The sequence below is a fragment of the Sphaerospermopsis sp. FACHB-1194 genome, from assembly GCF_014696235.1.
GTDB classification, from domain to species: domain Bacteria; phylum Cyanobacteriota; class Cyanobacteriia; order Cyanobacteriales; family Nostocaceae; genus Sphaerospermopsis; species Sphaerospermopsis kisseleviana.
In genome coordinates, this window is sequence record NZ_JACJPU010000038.1 from 25,450 (window position 1) to 46,242 (window position 20,793).

The 20,793-nt window shown below is 35.3% G+C and carries 17 protein-coding genes; 5 read left to right on the forward strand and 12 right to left on the reverse strand.

Annotation, left to right across the window (positions count from 1 at the left end; genetic code table 11):
* Positions 1–79: 79 nt before the first annotated feature.
* The 6 genes from H6F45_RS19295 to H6F45_RS19320 all read right to left on the reverse strand — a co-directional run bounded on the left by H6F45_RS19295 (position 80) and on the right by H6F45_RS19320 (position 6,985).
* Entirely contained in the window at positions 80–460 is a 381-nt protein-coding gene (locus H6F45_RS19295; protein WP_137666762.1) for a DUF423 domain-containing protein, read from the reverse strand.
* 31 nt (positions 461–491) lie between these two features.
* Entirely contained in the window at positions 492–968 is a 477-nt protein-coding gene (locus tag H6F45_RS19300; RefSeq protein ID WP_096567373.1) for a hypothetical protein, read from the reverse strand.
* A gap of 189 nt (positions 969–1,157) precedes the next feature.
* The gene (gene bchM, locus H6F45_RS19305) at positions 1,158–1,841 is read right to left on the reverse strand and encodes a magnesium protoporphyrin IX methyltransferase (protein WP_096567375.1); all 684 of its coding nucleotides are present in this window, start codon (positions 1,839–1,841) and stop codon (positions 1,158–1,160) included.
* 186 nt (positions 1,842–2,027) lie between these two features.
* Positions 2,028–2,858, reverse strand: coding sequence for a metallophosphoesterase (locus tag H6F45_RS19310; protein ID WP_096567377.1), 831 nt, complete (start codon positions 2,856–2,858; stop codon positions 2,028–2,030).
* Between the two features lie 325 nt (positions 2,859–3,183).
* The gene (locus H6F45_RS19315) at positions 3,184–4,605 is read right to left on the reverse strand and encodes an FAD-dependent monooxygenase (RefSeq protein WP_190348112.1); all 1,422 of its coding nucleotides are present in this window, start codon (positions 4,603–4,605) and stop codon (positions 3,184–3,186) included.
* Between the two features lie 205 nt (positions 4,606–4,810).
* The gene (locus H6F45_RS19320; RefSeq protein ID WP_190348113.1) at positions 4,811–6,985 is read right to left on the reverse strand and encodes a DEAD/DEAH box helicase; all 2,175 of its coding nucleotides are present in this window, start codon (positions 6,983–6,985) and stop codon (positions 4,811–4,813) included.
* A gap of 134 nt (positions 6,986–7,119) precedes the next feature.
* On the opposite strand from H6F45_RS19320, the gene H6F45_RS19325 reads away from it, so the two are divergent.
* Entirely contained in the window at positions 7,120–8,517 is a 1,398-nt protein-coding gene (locus H6F45_RS19325) for a serine/threonine-protein kinase (protein WP_190348114.1), read from the forward strand.
* A 174-nt stretch (positions 8,518–8,691) separates the two neighbouring features.
* On the opposite strand, the gene H6F45_RS19330 is transcribed toward H6F45_RS19325, so the two are convergent.
* The 3 genes from H6F45_RS19330 to H6F45_RS19340 form a co-directional block, all read right to left on the reverse strand.
* Complete coding sequence (locus H6F45_RS19330) at positions 8,692–10,017, reverse strand: ATP-binding protein (RefSeq protein ID WP_190348115.1); 1,326 nt, start codon at positions 10,015–10,017, stop codon at positions 8,692–8,694.
* Between the two features lie 160 nt (positions 10,018–10,177).
* A complete protein-coding gene (locus H6F45_RS19335) occupies positions 10,178–11,464 on the reverse strand; it encodes a tellurite resistance TerB C-terminal domain-containing protein (RefSeq protein WP_242052680.1) in 1,287 nt (428 codons plus the stop codon).
* A 222-nt stretch (positions 11,465–11,686) separates the two neighbouring features.
* Positions 11,687–13,015: an ATP-binding protein gene (locus tag H6F45_RS19340; RefSeq protein ID WP_190348116.1), complete on the reverse strand. Its 1,329-nt coding sequence runs from the start codon at positions 13,013–13,015 to the stop codon at positions 11,687–11,689.
* Between the two features lie 77 nt (positions 13,016–13,092).
* On the opposite strand from H6F45_RS19340, the gene H6F45_RS19345 reads away from it, so the two are divergent.
* From H6F45_RS19345 to H6F45_RS19360, 4 genes are all read left to right on the forward strand, one after another.
* Positions 13,093–13,401 (forward strand): TMEM14 family protein, encoded by a 309-nt coding sequence (locus H6F45_RS19345; protein WP_096567388.1) that lies wholly within the window; start codon positions 13,093–13,095, stop codon positions 13,399–13,401.
* A 616-nt stretch (positions 13,402–14,017) separates the two neighbouring features.
* Entirely contained in the window at positions 14,018–15,256 is a 1,239-nt protein-coding gene (locus H6F45_RS19350; RefSeq protein ID WP_190348117.1) for an aminoglycoside phosphotransferase family protein, read from the forward strand.
* Positions 15,257–15,332: 76 nt separating this feature from the next.
* Complete coding sequence (locus tag H6F45_RS19355; RefSeq protein WP_137666767.1) at positions 15,333–16,436, forward strand: T3SS effector HopA1 family protein; 1,104 nt, start codon at positions 15,333–15,335, stop codon at positions 16,434–16,436.
* A gap of 127 nt (positions 16,437–16,563) precedes the next feature.
* Positions 16,564–17,013 (forward strand): thioesterase family protein, encoded by a 450-nt coding sequence (locus tag H6F45_RS19360; RefSeq protein ID WP_137666755.1) that lies wholly within the window; start codon positions 16,564–16,566, stop codon positions 17,011–17,013.
* 46 nt (positions 17,014–17,059) lie between these two features.
* Here the strand turns inward: H6F45_RS19360 and H6F45_RS19365 are convergent, their stop codons facing one another.
* From H6F45_RS19365 to menA, 3 genes are all read right to left on the reverse strand, one after another.
* On the reverse strand, positions 17,060–18,433 hold the full coding sequence (locus H6F45_RS19365) for a 2-succinylbenzoate--CoA ligase (protein ID WP_190348118.1): 1,374 nt from the start codon (positions 18,431–18,433) through the stop codon (positions 17,060–17,062).
* Between the two features lie 179 nt (positions 18,434–18,612).
* Positions 18,613–19,560, reverse strand: a complete 948-nt coding sequence (locus H6F45_RS19370; protein WP_190348119.1) for an o-succinylbenzoate synthase — start codon at positions 19,558–19,560, stop codon at positions 18,613–18,615.
* A 239-nt stretch (positions 19,561–19,799) separates the two neighbouring features.
* Positions 19,800–20,699, reverse strand: coding sequence for a 2-carboxy-1,4-naphthoquinone phytyltransferase (gene menA / locus H6F45_RS19375; protein ID WP_190348120.1), 900 nt, complete (start codon positions 20,697–20,699; stop codon positions 19,800–19,802).
* Positions 20,700–20,793: the final 94 nt, after the last annotated feature.

A 20,793-nucleotide genomic window follows, 5' to 3' on the forward strand; every position in this document is an offset into this window, starting at 1 on the left:
GGTTTAGAATTTCTAAACCCTTACAGGTATCAGGATAAATAGTCCCTACACCCTAATTATCTCTGATAACTGATAAATATCAAAATTTGATAGTTGCAGCAGTAATAGCTAAAGCAGCCCAACCAGCCATTAATGAAACTCCTCCTAATGGTGCGATCGCTCCCAGTGATTTTATACCAGAAAATGTGATAGCATACAAGCTGCCAGAAAAAATCACCACACCAATAATAAATAACCAGCCACTAGCTAACAGAGTTGTAGGTGGAGTTTCAAAGCGACTGATGAGGATAGCCACTAACAACAATGCCAGGGCATGATACATTTGATAACGTGCGCCAGTGTCGAAAATTTCCAACATTCTTTCACTGACTTTTTCCCGCAAAGCATGAGCGCCAAACGCACCAGCAGCTACAGATAAACCACCGAAAATAGCGCCTACAGTCAAAAAAATATGCGTCATTATAACCTAGCTGTAAATGAGCAAAGTGACATTAAACATCAAAGTGATATGATACCCCTCCTTCTTCATTGACTTGAAAATTAGCATTAAATTCTTTAGCTTTTTGGTCTAAATATTCTTTAGCTTCTGCGGCTGGTAACTGTGACTGCATGGCAAAACCTAACAATGTAATTCTGCCATTATTTGTTTGTAATATTTGATAAAATTGGGATTGTAACCGCTCATGATTTTGTTGAGTAATCGCTTTTTTATTTTGTCGGCTTTGCTTATATAGTCCTAATGCTAACCAACCACCTAATATCAAACTAGGAACACCAAAAATAATACCCCCTACTATAGTGTCATTATTCTCATAATCGGGATTTTGCCAATCATACTCATCTTGAGTAGGTATATTTATTGATTTTTCTGCTGTCAGTTTTTCAATTCCTGCGGTTACTGATATCGTTAAAAACATGAATCCGAGTGTAAGCAGCCAACCAGCAGCCAATTTTTCCGCCGTTTTCATAGTTTTACTTCTGAGTTAGACTTTGCTTGCGATTTTAACCTGACTTGCTTTTATGTTCCACTAATATTATCTCGTTCCCAGTCTCTCACTGGGAATGCGATGAAGAGGCTCTGCCTCTGATTTAATCGCAGCCAGAGTCTGCTAAAATTCATTCCCATACAGAGTATGGGAACGAGAAACAAGGAATTTTTACCTTGTAGCTTCTAACAAGCGGGAAAAATAGAAACGGGTTCTAGTCATGGCTTTTCTTTGTATTTTAAAGCCATTTTTCTCCAGAATTTTCACTACATCTGCTTCACGGTGTAAATAAGCACGAGTTGTTTTACTTGGTCCTGGGAAGAAAGTACCTATTTTTTTGAGGATAGACAGAAAAAAGGTTTTTGGGGCAAAACTAATCATGATGCGTGATTGTGCCAAAGAACACAGGTGAGAAATCATTTCATCTGCTTTTTCTTGGGGGTAATGAATCAGCACATCCAAACAAATAACTGTGTGATAATTGCCACTTAACGATTCTAAGTCTTGTACTGTAAAATCAGGATTAACTGTATTTTTTAAAGCTAATGCAGCCCTATCCTGTGCTTCTGAGACCATTTTGGCGGAAATATCACTGGCGTAAACTTTAGCACCTTCAGTAGCCAGGGGAATACTGAGACTACCAACACCACACCCAGCATCGCAGATGGTTAACTGGGATAAATTGTTATCATCTTTTAACCAGCCGATGACGGTATCTACGGTTTGTTGATGTCCAGTACGGATATCTAGCTGTACTTTGTTGACCTCACCATCTCCATAGATGCGTCTCCAACGGTCAAAACCTGTAGAGTTGAAGTATTCGCGGACTATTGTTTTATCGTCGGCTGCGTTCATGACCTTAATTTTTGACAGTTAACAATTCTTAAAATTATAATAAAATAATGTCAGAATTTAGAAGTCAGGAGTCAGAATTTTTGATAATTTTTGATAAATTGATAGATTATCAAATAGTGATTTTTGGCTTAACCTCTCAAACATTGACTGCTGAAAGCTGATAGATATTTTATGATCTGCCAATTTTTATTTACTTTGTAAAGTAATGATAGTCACTTCTGGCGGACAAAATAAACGTCCTGGTAAATAAGTACCTAAACCGCGATTAATATATAGTTGATTTTTGCCTATTTTATGGAAACCTTGTGACCATTCCCAATGATTACATACAGGGTGTTTTTTTCTGAAAAATGGCAGGAAATTTTGTAATATTTTGGGTGTTATTCTGAGAATTTTATGTTGAATCATTAAGACAGGACCCAACCCAGGAATAACGATTTGTCCGCCGTGAGTATGACCAGATAATTGCAAATCTACGCGCCATTTTTGCAATATTTCTGCTGTATCTGGGTTATGGGATAAAACTATGCAAGGTGTATCAGGATCTAGTTGGTTCATCACTGGTGTAGGATTAAATTCTTTTGAGTAAAAATCTGCTAGTCCTACAATTGGTAATTCTTTTCCTAATGGATAGGAAATTTGATTCCAAAGAACATGAATACCTATATTTGTTAATGTGGTTGTCACTTCAGTTTGGGAATTTTTATAATATAAATCGTGGTTTCCTAGTACGGCATAAATACCATGACGACTTTGCAATTTTTTCAGGTATTTTGCTAGTTGATCAAGGGTTGCAGTGCTGGTGGTGATGAAGTCGCCGGTTAATAAAATTAAGTCGGGTTTTGCTTGGTTAGCGATGGCGATCGCCTGACTTAACATTTTATCTGATAACCGTACACCATCATAGTGAAAATCTGACATTTGCACCAGTTTTTTACCTTGTAATGATGCAGGTAAACCCGCAATTTTTACCGTTAATTTTTCTGTCGTCAACGGTCCAGATAATAATCTGTGCATAATGATTTTGATGATTTTGAATAGTGTTATTTATAAGTTAACTGAAAACTTTCGGGTTGTTTGTAGGAATAAGATAACTTTTGGAAAATTTTACAAAATTTGTGTGTTTTTACGTGTTTTTACTTAAACTTTTTAAACATAACTTTAGTTTTTTTCAAATCCCTGAGTTTTTTAAGAGGATGTTTAAAAAGTAGTAAAGTTTACAGAATTAGGGCGGGCAAGACTTGTACTGAGCTTGTCGTTCGCGTAGCGTGGCGTTAGCCATAGTATGCCCATCCCACAAAAGCTAATGCCAACCCTAACAAAGCGGATAAATTCTGAAAACCTACTCTAAAACAGCAGGTAGAGATTTGGTTAAATTCTCCCCATGACTCAAATTTTCCCCTTGAACGTGGAAAGTTAAAACCTGTTTCAAAACCTGCATGAAAATTCTGGGATGGAAAAATGCCCTGGGAGGTTTGATCATGTTGATTACTTCTAAAAACAACTGATGAACTTCGCCACTTTTGCTTTGTAAAACCAGCACTTGTTCTAAATATTTTTGCATCATTTTATTGATTAAACTGGGTTTTCCTCCCTCGGTGGTAGACCAACGGAAATCTTCACCTGTAGCAATCATCCAAGGTATACTAATTACCTTGTTAAGTTGTTTTTGAAACCGTCGAGATAGACCAGTTAAATTTTCTTGCTTACTTAAACATTCATCCAGAGTTACAGCACCTAAAGCAGCGGTAGTCATACCTTGACCGTAAACAGGATTGAAGCTACAAACAGCATCACCGACTACTACTAAATTTTCTGGGAATCTAGACAGTTTTTCATAATGACGCAGACAGTTTTCTGTGCGTTTATAGGCGTAAATTGGTGAAATTGGTTGAGCGTTTTTGATGGTTTCGTAAATAATAGGCGATCGCAAACTGCGAGCAAATTCCAAAAAACCACCCTCATCCGTAGGTGGATAATCTCGACCTATACCCACCAGTGTCACAATCCACCGATTACCTTCAACTTTATAAATCACACCCCCACGAGTACCTGGTGGTTGTGCTGTTATATACACTGATTGCCAATCTATTTGCAAATCTGATGGAATTTGATACCAGCGACTAGCGTAGCCTAAAAAAGAATTAACAATTGTTTCCTGGGTTGGTTCATAGCCCATTTCTTGCAACCAGTGAGGTGTGCGCGAAGTTCGTCCAGTTGCATCTACCACTAAATCCGCAAATATCTCTATTTCCGGTTCATTACCAGTGCGTATCCGTACACCAGTAACCTGAGTTTTGTCCGCGTTTGATAAAAAGCTAGTTACCTGTGTACCTAACCTCAATTTCACACGATCATTTGCCACCAAACGCTGGCGGATAATCCACTCTAGCAAATTCCGGCTACAGGTGTGGGTAGCTAAATGAGAGTGAAAACGGGGACACCATCCGCTAGAACCCAACCAAGGAACATCTGCTGTCCAATTTACAAAAGGTGTACCTGACTCTGCTAATTCAGCAAGTATACCAGGAAACAATTGTTCTAAAATCTGTTGCCCCCGTATCAGTAGGGCATGAACATGAAAAGATTGGGGAACACCAGGGCGTTTTTCTGGTTGTGCAGTTGACCCTAGCAAGTCCTTTTCTACAATTATTACACGGTCAAAATACCAAGTCAGCACCTGAGCCGCCAACATTCCGGCGATGCTTCCCCCAATCACAACAGCAGTTTTTTCTGTAGATGTGGAATTATTTGAATACATCATTTCAAAATAGACTGAGTTAAAACAAATTTATGTTACATATCAGAATTTTATCAAAATTTTGTGGTTTGGGCATGGTTCGACATAGTTCGACTCCGCACTTCGACTTACTTCGACTACGCTCAGTACAAGCTCACTAACCGCTGAGTACAAGTCTTGCCCGCCCTAAATATACAACTTAAATGATTCAATTTTTGCTGATCCAAAATCACCATTTTAAAACCTCTTTCCTCATCTCCTCTATATCCAAATAATCCTTAACAAAGGCTTTACGCAACAACTCATCAGGAATAAACTGATCATATTTTTGTAATTTCGGTGCTTCTGCATGACTCACTAAATGTTCTGCTGTAATTCTTTGCTCACATAAACCAACTATTTCTGAATAAACAGCAGAAAACTTATCCTTACCCACTTTCAAAGTCAAATAATAAGGATTTATCCCACCAATACTACTAATCTCTAAAGATTCTCGACAAAAACAATTTAATAATCTTTCTAAAGTTCGATAACCTACCGTACCCATCCAAGGAAAGATGCAGCATTTATTTTTTTCTAATTGTATAATATTCTGTTTATCTAATCCCACCTTGCGCGTTAATTTCCTCACTTCCTGCAAACGCAATTGAGCATTTTTTTGTAAATAACTATATTCTGTATCTTCTAACAAAACCTGACGCATTCTTTGTAAAATTCTCCCATGAATATTCCCACTTCCACCACGCCAATAGATATTATCTTTACCATTAGCCTTACCTTCAACTTGTTTAACCAAAATCACCTGCTTTTTAAAATCAACTTCTAACACTTCCCAACTCTTACCAGCTAACCCAAATTGATTACCCACAGCAGGAGGTGTAGCAATACTACCTATTTCTGTTGTCTCTTGTTTCACAGTATATTCTTGATAGTCAGCAAACACAGCATAAAACTGAAATTTATTAACTACTTTTTCCCCTGCTAAACCAATAATTAATTTACCAGTTTCCGTTTTTTGAATGTGATTAATATCAATTAAATAACGAAGTAAGGTTTTATAATTATCTTGGGAAATATTAGCAAAAGGTGATAAATTCAAAATTTGTTGAGCTAAAGCAGCAGGTGAAATTGCTCCCGTTGCTGCTAAAATACTCATAGTTTGATGATAAAGTAAACTAAAAGGATATTTAATTGGTGTAATTGGTTCTATCCAACGTTCTTCTAAATAAAGTTGAATAATAGCGATACACTGTAAAAGTTGCCAGGGAATTTGATCTGGTAAAAAAGCTTCTGATAATGGTTTTTCTTCTGCACAAATAAAACGCATATCCGCAGTTTCTCCCCTTCTCCCACTGCGTCCCAATCTTTGTAAAAAACTTGCAACAGATAAAGGTGATTCTAATTGAATAACTCTTTCTAAATAACCGATATCTATCCCTAATTCTAAAGTTAAAGTTGCTGCTGTCACCGCAGGAGTATTAGCTTCTCGCATAGCATTTTCCGCAGTTTGTCGTAAGCTGGCAGAAATACTACCATGATGGACATGATATATATCTGGAAACCCTGCGGTTTGTGCTATGTTCCGCAAAGAAGAAATAACAGATTCTGTTTGATTCCGGTTATTAGCAAAAATTAAACATTTACGAGATTTGGTAAGGTTAAAAATATATTTTTCATAATCAGATTCATCAATATCTTCATTAATAAAAAAATGTTCTAAAGCTAGTTTTATTTGTCGCTTTCCTGCTTCAACATTTGGAGTAATTACTGGTTTATCTGTTCCTGAAATTAACCATTGTTCCGCTACTGAATAATCACCAAGAGTTGCGGATAAACCAATGCGTCTAGGTTTAATTTTGGTAAATTTGGCTAATCTTTGTAATTGACAAAGAATTTGACAACCTCTTTCTGAACCCATAAATGCGTGAATTTCATCAATAATAATAAAACGTAAATCAGCAAATAATCTGCTTAATTCCTGATGTTTATTGATTAATAAACTTTCTAAAGATTCCGGTGTAATTTGCAGAATGCCTTGGGGATTTTTTAAAAGTTTGTTTTTGCGACTTTGAGATACATCACCATGCCAAGAATATACAGGAATATCTGCGGTTTTTAATAAGTCATTGAGGCGTTGGAATTGGTCATTAATTAAAGCTTTGATAGGACTAATATACAATACACCTATAGTAGTAGATGGTTTTTCCTGTAGTAAAGTTAAAATAGGTAAAAACGCCGCTTCTGTTTTTCCCGCAGCAGTGGCAGCAGCAACCAGCAAATGAGCATCAGTTTGAAATATAACTTCACAAGCCGCAATTTGTACTGGTCTTAATTCTGTCCAATTGTGAAGATAAATATATTCTTGGATAAAGGGAGCAAGTCTAGAAAATGTGCTGTTACTCATAGATAGCAGGATATTCACAGAATGTTGTATACAGAATTTTGTGTTTTATATTAGTTGCTGACTTCAGTAAGCTTACAGTAAGCTAGTAACAAGAAGTCAAGTGATCAATTTAATGAAGTTGTAAAATTAGGAAAATGATAAATCAAGATGCAGGTGATATTACCAAAGAGACGTTATTAGAACGCTACGAAGTCCAGCAACAACTAGGTAAAAAAGCAGGAAGGAGGACACTGTTAACTCGTGACTTACAAACCCAAGAACTGGTAGTAGTGAAATTACTAACATTTGATGATGATTTTCAATGGCACGATTTAAAGTTATTTGAGCGGGAAGCAGAAACCCTCAAATCACTTTCTCATCCTGCTATTCCTCAATATTTAGATTATTTTGAATTAGACACACCAAACTACAAAGGATTTGCACTGGTACAAAGTTATATTCCTGCTGAATCTTTGGAAATGCAACTGAAAGCAGGACGCAGTTTTAGTGAAAAAGAAGTTAAACAATTAGCAACTGCATTGCTAGAAATTCTCAAATATTTACACAGTCAGCAACCACCAGTAATTCATCGTGATATTAAACCGAGCAATATATTATTAACAAATCGCTCTGGTAATAGTGTTGGTGATGTTTATTTAGTTGATTTTGGTTCAGTGCAAACTATTGTTAGAAGTAATAGTACCATGACTGTTGTGGGTAGTTATGGATATATGCCACCTGAACAATTTAGTGGTAAAGCTAGTCCTGCTTCTGACTTGTATGGTTTGGGTGCAACTTTAATTTATTTAGTTACAGGTCAACATCCAGCAGATTTACCGCAACAAGATTTAGTCATTAAATTTGAAGAAGCTGCAAATATTAGTCGTGATTTTAGTAATTGGTTGCGGAGAATGACACAACCGATGTTGAGTAAACGTTTTACTTCTGCGGATCAAGCTTTACAAGCTCTACAAGTACCTATTAATAAAATTCCTGCTCCAGTAAGGACATCTAATTTGATTTTAGAAAAGCCTTTTGGTAGTCAGGTGATGTTAAATAAAAATGCTGAGTTTATAGAAATTCTCATTCCCCCCAAATCAGGAATGTCTAAGGTAGGGGTGATGTTTGTTTGGTATTTTACGACCGTTTTACCGCTTTCTATTGTTTTTTCGATTTTTTCACCTATATTTGGTATCCTTTCACCTTTGCTACCTACACTTAATATATTCCTATTGATTTTTATCGTTCTACTGTCTTTATTTGGCAAAAAAAGACTGTATATCAATAAACGAGAAATTTCTTTATGTTATGACTTATTTGGTATGAGGCGCTATCATCCTCTTCCCAGTCACAGAAAGAATATTATTCGTTTGGAGCGTGGTAGTATATATTATAATCTTGCTCCTCATCCCTGTTTAATTATCTGGGCGGGGCTGACAAAGTATGAAATTAATACCAGTCAAAATAATATGTTTTCTGTTAGTACCATAGAATTAGATTGGTTAGCACAAGAACTTAGTGAATGGCTTGGTTTACCAATTACAAAAGAGTAAGTTATCAATTGATAATTGATAATTGACAATTGACAATTTTTTCATTCAAGGTTTAAAACCTGTAAGCATTCAGCTAACACCTATGGCTTGCGTGAAGACGTAGGAGTCATACGGTAAGTTACGCTAACAGTAGTCAGCTTTGTAACAGTCACACCATCGAAAAAAACGAAATAATCATAAACTAAATTCGGCAGCATCATCATCTAAATAGCTATCTTTACCTGCTACCGTAAGTTGAAAATTATCACCGTGAATTAATTCAGAGAATTTAATTTCTGGGTTTTGATAAAGAACATTTAACACACTAATAAAATCCCGAATTATTTCCCCTGGTGTTAATAAAGCTTCTGCACCTAAGCGAGTCACAATTTCTTGGACAAATTCTTTTAAATCTGTCTCTTTTAATCTTGGTTCATAACCAAAATTTAAGGCATGAATTTCTGTTAATCTTTGGAAAAGTGTAAGTATCTCTGTTTCTGTTAAGGGGTGCAGACGCATCACAGGCCCGATGTATTCTTGTACATTAGCTTGGGTAACAAATCGGCTTTCTTTGGTGCGTCTGCGCCAAGCTGGATCGGCAAAAAGTCCCCGGTTTGGGTCTTCTAAAAATTGAGTAGTTCCACCAATGAAAATCCCCAGATTTTCGGCTTTACATTGCATGGTATCGTTAAACATTCCCAAGAGTCTATTATAGTTCTTTTCACGAGTAACTGTAGTGGATATTTGATATAAATTTACTGCTTCATCTATTAAAATTAACAGTCCTTTATAGCCGATTTCTGCAACGAATTTAGCTAATAATTTCATATAATCATACCAAGTTTCATCATCAATAATGACACGCACTCCTAAAGCTGCTCTAGCTTCAGTTTTGGTGTTAAATTCTCCTCTTAACCAGCGTAGGGAGGCGTTTTTTAATTCTTCATCATCTAAGCGATAACTGCGCCAATAAGCAATAATGACACTACCAAAATCAAAGCCATGAACTAAGTCTTCAATATAATGAATTACTTCCCGAATTTTGTTTTCTAATTGGTCATCAAAACCTACATCATTGGGACGCATTCCTGTTTCTTTGGCTACTTCTTGCTGAATTTTATTAATCCATCCTTCTAAAATGGAAATTAAAGCACCACCATCAGGACGGGTTTTTGTAGCTAAACGACTCATTAATTCTCGATAGGTTGCTAAACCTTCATTGTTGCTTCCTCCTAGTCTTCTTCCAGAGGATAAATCAACATCAGCAACTACAAATCCTTGCTCCATTGCATGGTTACGAATCATCTGTAGCATGAAGCTTTTTCCTGAACCGTAATTACCAATTATAAACCGAAATGCAGCTACACCTTCTGCTATATCATTGAGATTTTGTAAGAGGCTATTTAGTTCTTTTTCTCTACCTACGGCTATATGTTCAATTCCGGTTCTGGGAACTACTCCTGCACCCAGGGAATTGATTAAAGCTGTGGATACTTTTTTTGATATTTTCTGTTTGCTCATGTAGTTTGTATTAGTGTTTGTTATTAATTGATTTTTCCTTGAAAGCATAATATATTATATCATAAAAGTACAATTTTTTCTATTCAATCAATGGTTAAAATTAGTTTGGTTAAAATTAGTTTGGTTAAAATTAGTTTATAAATGAGGGCTATTTATTTCTCTAATCTTCATGAATTACTATAATTTTTTGGACATTGAGCAGATGTTCTGGGTAAATTTCCGGTTTGTCTTCTGCTGTTTCAATAATTAATTCACCAATAGTATTTTTGGCGATTTCATTGATAGCATCAATTAATAAATTAGGCATGGTGATTTGTGCCTCGGCAATTTGTTTAATAATAGCTTGGGGATTATCTTGTTCGATTATGGCTTTTAATACCTGAATTTGATGGGTTGGCATTTGTGCTAAAAAATTCCTCCATTCTGAAGGTAGCTTTTCTTCTATAGGTTCTAGTAATTCATCAAAGGGAAATAATTCAACTTCATTTTCCTGGGTATTATCAGATAATGGTTCTTGATTGAGGTTTTCTATGTTTTGCAGTAGTTCCCAAACTTGGTTTTGTAATAAGTCTCGCTCATCTTGTAATAAGGAAATTTGATTGTGTAATTGGCTAATTTCTGCCTGTTGTGCTTGTTTTTGATTTTGTAAATTTTTCAGTTTATTTTCTAGATTTTCTTGGGCGTTAATTGTCTCTTTTAATAAGTTATTTTTAGTGAAGACTTTGCTTTCTAAGTCTTGGATTTCTATTCTGAGTTCATAGAGTTTTTCTTCTAGTTGGGGTTTGAGTCTATTGGAGAGAATCAGGTGATTTTCGATTTCTTCTTTTTCTTGCTTAAATGCTTCTATTTGGGCTTGTAATTGGGTTATTTCTGAACGGGATACGTTACAATTTAGCTCTAAACGGCGTTTTTCTGCTGCTAGTTCAGAACAAGATTTTTTGAGTTCTATTGTGCTGCCTTCTAATTTGTCTATGGCATTTTTTATACTATTAATTTCTAGCTCCAAATGCTTTTTTTGTCCAGCAAAATTACCTATTTCTCGATGTAAATTATCTCTTTGATTACGAGATTCTGCGATTTGATTTTGTAGTTGCTGTGATTCTGTATAGAGAAGAATTTTATGTTGTTGTACTTGTTCTAATTCTCTGGCAATGCGATATTTTAAGCCTTCCAATTCTCTAATTTTTCTATAGAGAGAACTTAAAACCATCAGTTCATAATTTCTGCGTCTTTTATCCACAAATAAGGCGGCTGAATAGGTGGCAAGTACGGTAATGATTCCAGTAACTAAGGCTTGAGTAAAATCCCAGTTGGGAACAAGACTTAAACCAAAACTTACACTAAAGGCTGATACCCCTAAAATCACTTTATTGCTTACTATTCCTGATTGCATTTTGCTGGTTTTTAGCTTATTAATCTGGTGAGAATCAGTAGTTATTAAGGTCATTATTGTTCACATTTTATTGAAAGTCAGGGTGTGTTACAGCAGGAGTCAGTGGTTCGGCTTCGCTCACCAACCGGAGTCAGGAGTAAAACTAGCTTAGTGTATAGGTTTCAATTTAGATTCTGTACCTCATGGATCTGCAATCTGCTGTATTTAAAAATTTAATAGTATAGCTGTCGCTAAGTTAAGAGTTTTAAAAGCTGACTGCTGATTGCTGTAAATTAATTACAGTCTATTTTTATTATTACCATACACAGCTAAATCTGCTTTTAAGAAGTCAATAAACTGCCGTGCTGTGCGGCCAGAACGGCCATTATGACGAGTTGCCCATTGTAAAGCTTGAAATTCTAAATCTTCGGGTTTAAGATTAATGCCTGTTTGTACTGCTAAATGCTGAACAATGTGTAAATATGTTTTTTGATCTGCGGCTTCAAAGGTTAATGTTAAACCAAAGCGATCGCTAAAGGAAAGCTTTTCCTGCATTGTATCCCAAGCATGGACTTCTTCGTTATCCTTGGGGGTAGGTCTATCATTAAAATACTCTCTAATCAAGTGCCGACGGTTGGATGTAGCATAAACAATTACATTTTCTGGTCTAGCGGTTAAGCTGCCTTCTAAAACTACTTTTAGTGCTTTAAAAGCATCATCATCTTCCTCGAAGGAAAGATCATCGACAAAGATAATAAATTTTTGCGGCACTCCTCGTAAATATTCAACAATTTTTGGTAAGTTTTGTAATTCTGATTTTGCCACTTCGATTAAGCGCAGGTTTTTGTCGCTATATTCGTTTAATAAAGATTTTACTAAAGATGACTTACCAGAACCGCGACTACCGTATAGTAATACGTGCAGTGCTGGTTGTCCTGACAATAAAAACAGGGTATTTTTTAACAAAGCATCTTTTTGCCAATCGTAACCTACTAATGTATCTAGTTTAACTGGATCAGGATAGAGTATACCTAAAAACTGCCCATCTTGCCACCTAAAAGCGCGATATTGGGCAAATAAACCAGTGCCATGCTGTTGATAATAAGCGGCTAAGTCTTCAACAGCATCAGCCCAAGTATCTAATTGTTGTAAAGTGCTGATTAAATCAGTATCAACTTCTACTGCTTGGGGTTCTTGATACCAGACGACTGGGGAAACTGGCAAATGAGATACCACTTGCACCCACTCACTTAAAACAGCACTATTACATTCATATAAATTTTGTAAGGCTTGTAAATCATGCTGGGCTGCTGCAATTAAGGCTGGTGGTAAATCAGTAAATTCTCGCTGTTGAGCTAGTCTGGTAAAGGGGTTATCCGCAATGAGAATTTGTTTAATTAAGTATTCTTCCCAGGTTTGTTTACTGGCTGCCAAAGCTTGAAAATAATTACCGTAAGCTTGGAGACAGTCGCGCCCATCTGCGTCAGTGTAACGTATAGCTTGCAGCAGATCAAGAAATGCGATCGCTACTTCGCCTTTAAGAACTGATTGGTAAATTAAAAGAGACGCTGCTTGGCGTTGGAAGAATTGAACTTTGGTGTAAGACGAAGTATTTACGGTAGACATTCCTTGATCATCCATCAATTAACTGTATTTGTCTGCTCAATCTAAAAGTAAAATCCAAATCAACACAGGCTGTAACAATGAATTTAGGTATAGTTGCCGCTTTTGGCTACGGCATTTTAGCATTATTAGGTGGAATCATTGGCTACATCCAAGCCAAGAGCAAAGTTTCCTTAATTAGTGGTATAATTAGTGGCTTATTCATTATCTTTGCTGCTTACTGCCAACTTCAAGGACAAAGCTGGGGTTTAAGTGTAGCAGCTTTTGTTATTGGTGTGTTAGTATTTTTCTTTTCCATTAGATTGGCTAAAACACGGAAATTTATGCCTGGGGGATTGATGATTATTTTTGGGATCGTGACATTAGTAGTCATATTGAATCAAATTTAACGAAGGCAGGAGGCAGGAGGCAGGAGGCAGGAGTCAGGAGTGAAACTGGCGAATGTGTCTAGGTTTCAATTTTGATTCTGTACCTCGTTGATATGCAATCTGCTGTATCAGTAAAGATAAAAGTTAGTGAGTAAATTTGGTCTTTACAGGCGAATTTTCGCCCAGATGACCACAAATACTGTTAAATTTGAAACATACTGTTCCTAGTAAGCCTGATTTTAGTACAATTATATTATAAATAAAGGCGTGATTTTTATGACACATTGAGGGTATGGATAAAAAAAATCCTTGAGAGCAAAGGATATGAACTAGCAATTATTAAATTGTTAGTAAAAATTACGATTAACAAGATTTAAACAAAGAACTCTATATATACTAGAGTTAGTATTATCAATAGTGTAAAGATTTTATGGTATCTTCAGTATACTTTAAAGGAAAAATAAAGGTAAATTTGCCATATTGGCAGGTTTTCCTGAAATAAATAGGATATTACTAGATAGTAGCAATCTTTATTAATGTTTGCGCTATTGTAGCTATCTACCTAATCCTAAGCAGAGGAAATCAAGGCATACCTAAGTAATTCTTTCAGCAATTTAAGCAACTAGGAAATTAATACATGATATTATCACTGTCTTCTCAAAATGTTATCCAGTATCTGCACAAAGCAGGTCTGTGTAGCTCAGAAGATGGCGCATTATATGAATCTGATTTACCAGAAAGTGGCGGTAATAATCGGAATTTACTGGTGAAGCTGGCAGATAATCGTAAACTTCTGGTTAAACAAGAACGATGCAGGAATTTTGATAGCAGTCCCCATGAATTTTTTAATGAGTGGCTGTTTCATCAATTACTGGATAAATTTCCAGTGCTGGGGAATATTTCGGCGATCGCATCATTATTGGTCCATTTTGATGCAGAAAATTATATCCTGGTTCGTAGTTACCTCAGCGAATATATGGAACTGGGGAAATTTTACGAAAATAACAGTATTTTCCCCATTGAAATTGCCACCGCCATTGGTAATACATTAGCGGTGTTACATCGTTCTACTTTCCAAAAACGAGAGTATCGTGATTTTATGAATACTGCTCCCCAAGGACAGTTTCGCTATCACTATTACAACCCAGCGCAAGGAATAGGATCAATAAATCAAGATATTTTTGGCAATATTCCTACAGAAGCACTCAAATTGCATACACTCTATCAACAATATGAAAGTTTAGAATCAGCGATCGCCGATTTAGCTTATGAATGGAAACCTTGTTGTTTAACTCACAACGATTTACAATTAAACAATATTTTGGTGCATTCCCGTTGGCAAAATCTAGATAACTGTTTGGTAAGATTAATTGATTGGGAAGCTTGCACTTGGGGAGATCCAGCCTTTGATTTAGGTACTTTACTAGGAAGCTATGTCAAAATTTGGCTTTCTAGTTTAGTAGTAGATCCCAGTTTAAATTTAGAAGAATCTCTAAATTTGGCAATCATTCCCTTAGAAGTTATTCAACCTTCAATTTTGGCAGTTATCCACGCTTATCTTCATGCTTTTCCCATAATTTTGGATTACCGTCGGGACTTTATTCTGCGAGTGATTCAGTTTACAGGTTTGGCACTAACTCACCAAATTCAAAACATGATTGAGTATCACAAATACTTTGATAATACCCACCTGTGTATGCTAGAAGTTGCCAAAAGTTTGTTAATTATGCCTGAACAAGCAGTATTAACTATTTTCGGCAGTTCCGAAGCAGAAATTCTCCAATCAGTAACCGGATTAAACACCAAAGCTAAACCTGAAAAAGAAAAACAACTACTACGGATTTATTACGAAAAAACTCGCCTACGTGGTTGTTAGTATTTTAGGTAATATTTTAGGTAGTATTTTAGGTAGTATTTTAGATGATATTCAAATTTGGAGGTGCAATTTCTTCATGTTAGATAACTCTACTAATCAAATTCTCAATTCTTTATTTGATATTGCCAGCAATATTCAGATTGCCCCAAACTTTTGTATTCAACATCCCAATTATCAACCTTTTGCACTGCCAGCGACAGTAGCGAATAGATTTAAACACAATTCACCAGATTTACAACATAAATATCTGGCTTTACTATTGCGGAATTTTCTCCACGGTATTTATTATAATGGTTCGCTGCAAACTGTTTTATCAGTCAATGCCGAAGATGGTAATTACTCACAACAGAACTCACAACAGAAAAGTTTAGAGCAAAATTATAATGTGGGTATTGATTGGGATTTTTATGAGCAATTACACCAAAATAATCATGGTATAGGTAACTATGATTCTAATTGGGAAGTATTAAGACGAGAACCAGATAAAACTCTAGCAGTAACTAAAAATGGGTTAACATTATATGTTGAACCAGAATGCTATCTCAAATCAAGTAAAAAGTCGATAAAAGTAGGTGATTTAATAGCAATTTGGATGCCAAAAAACCGTTTACAAAATAACTGTTATGTGGCGGTTAGTAATTTAGGACAACAACGCCAAAATACATCCGAGACTAATCTAGGAGTAGGGCGAATTTATTTTAATTTTAGTCCATCAGGTGCGATCGCTCTCATGGATACCCTCACACAACAACTCAATAACGACCATATTCCCTTTAGTTTTGAAGTTCTTTATAACCCCGGTGCTTATGGGCGGTATGATGCTGGTACACTTTATTTTGAAAGACAAGATTACCCCATCATTCACAAAATTCTTCAGACAGTTTACCAAGAAAATCAATCTTATTTTCACCCAGAAATTCCCCTATTTACCAAATATTTAGCACCTGGACTGAGTTTAGCAGAAGAACCAAACCAAAAATTTGCCGCCCAGGAAAGTTTTGGGATGAACCGTTGTCAAATAGTTGCTAATGCTTTGTTAGAAGCTTGGGAAAAAGGGAAAAACGCCATTGAAGAACGTATACAGATTATTAACCAACACTTTGCACAGCATTTAATTGATGTACAACGTCCTTACCTTAACCCCAGTTCTGAAGATATATATATCCCATTAAATTGTTAATAACTTAGTAAGTATTCAGCTATCAGTAATTTGTGTTTTTTATGAGTTTTGCTGATAGCTGACTGCTGACTGCTTACAGAAAATGTAATTTACCTGTTTTTTTGTTTTAATAGAGGATTTTTAGTCGATGATTTTTACATATCAAAGAACTGTAAGATTTGCCGATACTGATGCTGCTGGAGTCGTTTATTTTGCCAATATTTTAAGTATTTGTCATGAAGCCTATGAAGAATCACTTTGGCATTCTGGCATAAATATCAAAACTTTTTTTACACATCCATCTGTTGCTTTTCCCATCGTTCATGCAAATGTAGATTTTTTGCGTCCGATTTATTGCGGTGACAAGTTAATGATTAGTTTAATACCCCAAAAAATAAGTATTGATAAATTTAACATTACTTATGAAATTACCATAACTGATGTAATAGTTGCTAAAGCAATTACTCGCCACGTTTGTATTGATGTCAATAGTAGAACCAAGCAAGAATTACCAGAAGAGATAATTTCTTGGTTAGAAACGAACCGCAGAGACGCAGAAGGTGCTGAGAGAAGAAAGTCAAGGGAAGAGATTATGTAATTGATAATTGATAATTGATAATTGATAATTGATAATTGATGATTAATTATTCATAATAATGAGATGATTTAGCTAAAAAATCCAGTGCTATTTGTTGCAGTTGTTGACGGTTGATTTTACCTTGTTCATTACGAGGTAAATTTGCTACAGAAATCCAATATTTAGGAATTTTAAACCTACTAAGTTTATCCTTGAGTTGACTTTCAATATTTAAAATAGAAATATTTGAATGCTGAGGAATATAAATAGCTGTTAACGCTTCTCCCCAATCTTTATCAGGTATACCAATTACACAAACATCAATTACCATATTTGTTTTTATAATCGCTGATTCAATTTCTATCGGATAAATATTTTCACCACCAGAAATAATTTTATTACTACTACGTCCAATAATATGTAAATATCCATCTCCATCTACAAAACCAATATCATCTACTACTAAACTATCCCTATTTTCCCAAAGTTGGGGATAATAACCTAAAGCCAAAGATTTAGCTTGAATATTAATATTTCCCGTTAAATTATTAATAGTAATTTCTGCATGGGGGAGAATTTTACCACTGTTAACATTACCCTGTAAAAATTCATCAGGTTTCAAAGTCGCAACCTGAGAAGCTGTTTCTGTCATTCCATAAGTAGGTGCTAACCTAATATGATGAAATCTTGCTTTTTCTAACAATTCATCCCATGCTGGCGCACCTCCTAAAAGTACAGTTTCAAACTCAGATAGCCATTTTGTGAGTTGTGTATTTTGCAGCAGTCTTTGTAACTGAGTAGGAACTAAAGATATAAAAAACTCTGAAGGATTAATATTTGGTATTTGTTGAAATTCAATTTCTTTAAATCGAGTAATGACTAATTTACCACCAGTAGTAAAACTTCTCATAAACTGCATTAAACCACTGACATGATACAGCGGTAAAATACAAAAAGAATTTACTGTTTTTAACTGAAAATACTCTGTAAAACCTTGCACAGATGCGGTTAATGTTTCCCATGTATGAATTGTAAATTTAATCTTTCCCGATGAACCACCAGTAGGAATCATGATAGAATTGGTAATTGGTAATTGGTAATTGGTAATTGGTAAATGAGGAGTAAACTGACAACAATCTCCCCAAACTATATCTGGTTGTACCAAATTAAAAACTTGTTCCCATTCATTTTTTCCCCAGTCTGGGTTACATAAAAAAACTGGACATTTTGCAGCACAAGCAGCAATGAAACAAGCTAAAAATCTCACTGGTTCGCGTTCAGATACAATGATTTTTGGTAGTGTTGTATTTTTAGATAATTCGATTATTTCTAAAAGTTCTAAATATAATTCTGTAGCTATTTGATAAAATTCCTGGCTATTATCAACAATTAACCAATGATGATTTTTGAGTTTTTCTAAATACTCTAAAGGTTGTTCCATAGACTTTGAGGCCAGTTTGCTTGTAGTTGGGTAAAATGAGAGTATCCCAATGAAAGGAAAAATGAACGCAGCAACACTAAAAAATCTCTCATAATCTCTTACCTTTGTGTGCTTTGCGTCCTTTGCGGTTCAATCATATCAAGTCTTGGAGCATTTTATTTCCCTAGTTAAAAATAAATTTACACATTTGGGATGCTACCGGTAAAATAGTGATTGATACCAAAACCGACTGCGCGATGATTGCTAGATAATTCTGCTGCTAATTTTAGTGCAGCTTGTCTACCAATGGCAGTTTCAAATACAGATGAGAATACCACATCAATTTGATGTTGTTGGCAAAATTTTCTTAACCTTGATGGTGAACCTACTATACCAGGTTTAATGACAAAAATACTCCGCCAACCTTGTTGATAACAATTTTCCAGTTGTTGTAATGTAGCTACGGATTCATCTAAGGCAATTTTTGTACTATAATAATTACTTAATTCCAGCATTTCTGAGAATTTATCTACAGGTAATGGTTGTTCAATAAATTCAATTTTATTGGGGAAATTATCGCATTTTTCTAACCATAATTTAGCTGCATTATCATCAAGTCCACCATTAGCATCTAACCGCAGTTTTGCTGATTCTGGTAATTGATCAATCAGTAAATTTAAAATTGCTAATTCTTCGGTTATATCATTAACTCCAATTTTCCATTTAAAGGTTTTATAACCCTGTTTCCATAAATTTTGCCATTGATTTAAAGCCGCTTTTCCTGCTGGTAATAATCCGCTAAAATTCAGATGATGGTAATTTAGAGATTCGTGATTTTCTTGTAAATTCTCTAGTGCTGATTCAAAACCAAATTGACAAGCTGGTAATTTATCGGGAATTTTCAAAATTATCTCAAAAATTATCTCTGATGTAATTTCTCTTGGTAGTTGATGACAAAAATATAAAGCTTCTTCTAAAGTTTCCGAACCAAACCAAGAAATGGGGGCAATTTCCCCCCAACTAATTTTACCTTTTATATCAATCAGTCTGATAATTACACTTTCTCGTATTTCCCAAACTCCATGATTGGTAATCACAGGACGAGTGAATTTTTGACTAATCTTACAAAAAGAAAATTGATATTTCATGTTGAACAATTGATAATAGATAATTGACAATTGACAATTGACAATTGTTTCATGCAATGTTGAAAAATTATCAACTTTCCATTAGACATCTCCAGAAAAGAAATTATGGAACTTATGTATGGGGGCAGTATGGGGGCAGGTCGAAGCTTATGGGATATCTATATCTCTGATTTTTCCGTTAAATTATCGCCCATAAGCTTCGCCCCTACGTTGCCCCTACGTCGCCCGACTCCTTACAATTATCCCAGCATAAATCCTATACCAAATAACAAGCAACTCCAGAAATGTACAGCAACAGCAATAAATTTAGAGTTACTAACTTTTTCTGGTAAGTGATGATTTTCTAAAACATGACGACATAATTTAAACGCAAAAGGTAAACTTAGCCAACTTAATAAAGTCCAAAGGGGGAAAATTCCTAACACAACTAATAACAAAGATAAGGGATAAATACTAGCTGTAAACCAAACTAATACCTGTGCGCCTTTTTCTGTACCTAACCGCACAATAGGCGATCGCTTTCCTGCTGCTATATCATCCTTAACTTGGTGAAAATGTGAACAAAATAAAACTAAACTGGTGACAATACCAACAATCACAGAAGCTGCTAAATTAGTCATTGACCAAGTTTGAGTTTGACTGTAATATGCTGCTGTCATTCCCAATGGTCCAAAGGCAAAAAAGCAAAGAATTTCACCTAAACCCTGGTATCCTAAACGAAAAGGAGGTCCTTGGTACATATAACCCAAAGCACAGCATAGCAAGATTATACCAATTACAGTAGGGTCTTTTTGTAAAAAGGCGATCGCTATTATCCCCAACAAACCCGAACTTAAACACAAATTACCTAACCAAAACATTAACTGCTTATTACCAGTTAAATTCACCAAAGAATGATGTTTATTTTTATCAATACCTGTTTCTGCATCAAAAACATCATTACTGATATTTTCCCAAGCTAAAATTAAAATTGCCGCAGTCATAAAAACTGCAAATATTAAACCATTAAAAATCTTAGTTTCTGCAAATGCTACCGCCGAACCTACCCATATAGGCATAATAGCAACACTGTACATTGGCGGTTTGATAGCAGCCATCCATAACTTATTTTTGGGTATTGATATCTGATTTGTAGTCATCAGTCTTGATAAATTAAATTACTAAAAATTGACTTATCAATTAGATTTTATAGTTGGCTGAGACATTTTACGGTAGTAAATTACCAAAAAATGC

Bases quoted from the DNA above. Each gene is read 5' to 3' on its own strand.
- H6F45_RS19295 (WP_137666762.1), bottom strand. From the start codon at position 460: ATGACGCATATTTTTTTGACTGTAGGCGCTATTTTCGGTGGTTTATCT.
- H6F45_RS19300 (WP_096567373.1), bottom strand. From the start codon at position 968: ATGAAAACGGCGGAAAAATTGGCTGCTGGTTGGCTGCTTACACTCGGA.
- bchM (WP_096567375.1), bottom strand. From the start codon at position 1,841: ATGAACGCAGCCGACGATAAAACAATAGTCCGCGAATACTTCAACTCT.
- H6F45_RS19310 (WP_096567377.1), bottom strand. From the start codon at position 2,858: ATGCACAGATTATTATCTGGACCGTTGACGACAGAAAAATTAACGGTA.
- H6F45_RS19315 (WP_190348112.1), bottom strand. From the start codon at position 4,605: ATGATGTATTCAAATAATTCCACATCTACAGAAAAAACTGCTGTTGTG.
- H6F45_RS19320 (WP_190348113.1), bottom strand. From the start codon at position 6,985: ATGAGTAACAGCACATTTTCTAGACTTGCTCCCTTTATCCAAGAATAT.
- H6F45_RS19325 (WP_190348114.1), top strand. From the start codon at position 7,120: ATGATAAATCAAGATGCAGGTGATATTACCAAAGAGACGTTATTAGAA.
- H6F45_RS19330 (WP_190348115.1), bottom strand. From the start codon at position 10,017: ATGAGCAAACAGAAAATATCAAAAAAAGTATCCACAGCTTTAATCAAT.
- H6F45_RS19335 (WP_242052680.1), bottom strand. From the start codon at position 11,464: ATGACCTTAATAACTACTGATTCTCACCAGATTAATAAGCTAAAAACC.
- H6F45_RS19340 (WP_190348116.1), bottom strand. From the start codon at position 13,015: ATGTCTACCGTAAATACTTCGTCTTACACCAAAGTTCAATTCTTCCAA.
- H6F45_RS19345 (WP_096567388.1), top strand. From the start codon at position 13,093: ATGAATTTAGGTATAGTTGCCGCTTTTGGCTACGGCATTTTAGCATTA.
- H6F45_RS19350 (WP_190348117.1), top strand. From the start codon at position 14,018: ATGATATTATCACTGTCTTCTCAAAATGTTATCCAGTATCTGCACAAA.
- H6F45_RS19355 (WP_137666767.1), top strand. From the start codon at position 15,333: ATGTTAGATAACTCTACTAATCAAATTCTCAATTCTTTATTTGATATT.
- H6F45_RS19360 (WP_137666755.1), top strand. From the start codon at position 16,564: ATGATTTTTACATATCAAAGAACTGTAAGATTTGCCGATACTGATGCT.
- H6F45_RS19365 (WP_190348118.1), bottom strand. From the start codon at position 18,433: ATGGAACAACCTTTAGAGTATTTAGAAAAACTCAAAAATCATCATTGG.
- H6F45_RS19370 (WP_190348119.1), bottom strand. From the start codon at position 19,560: ATGAAATATCAATTTTCTTTTTGTAAGATTAGTCAAAAATTCACTCGT.
- menA (WP_190348120.1), bottom strand. From the start codon at position 20,699: ATGACTACAAATCAGATATCAATACCCAAAAATAAGTTATGGATGGCT.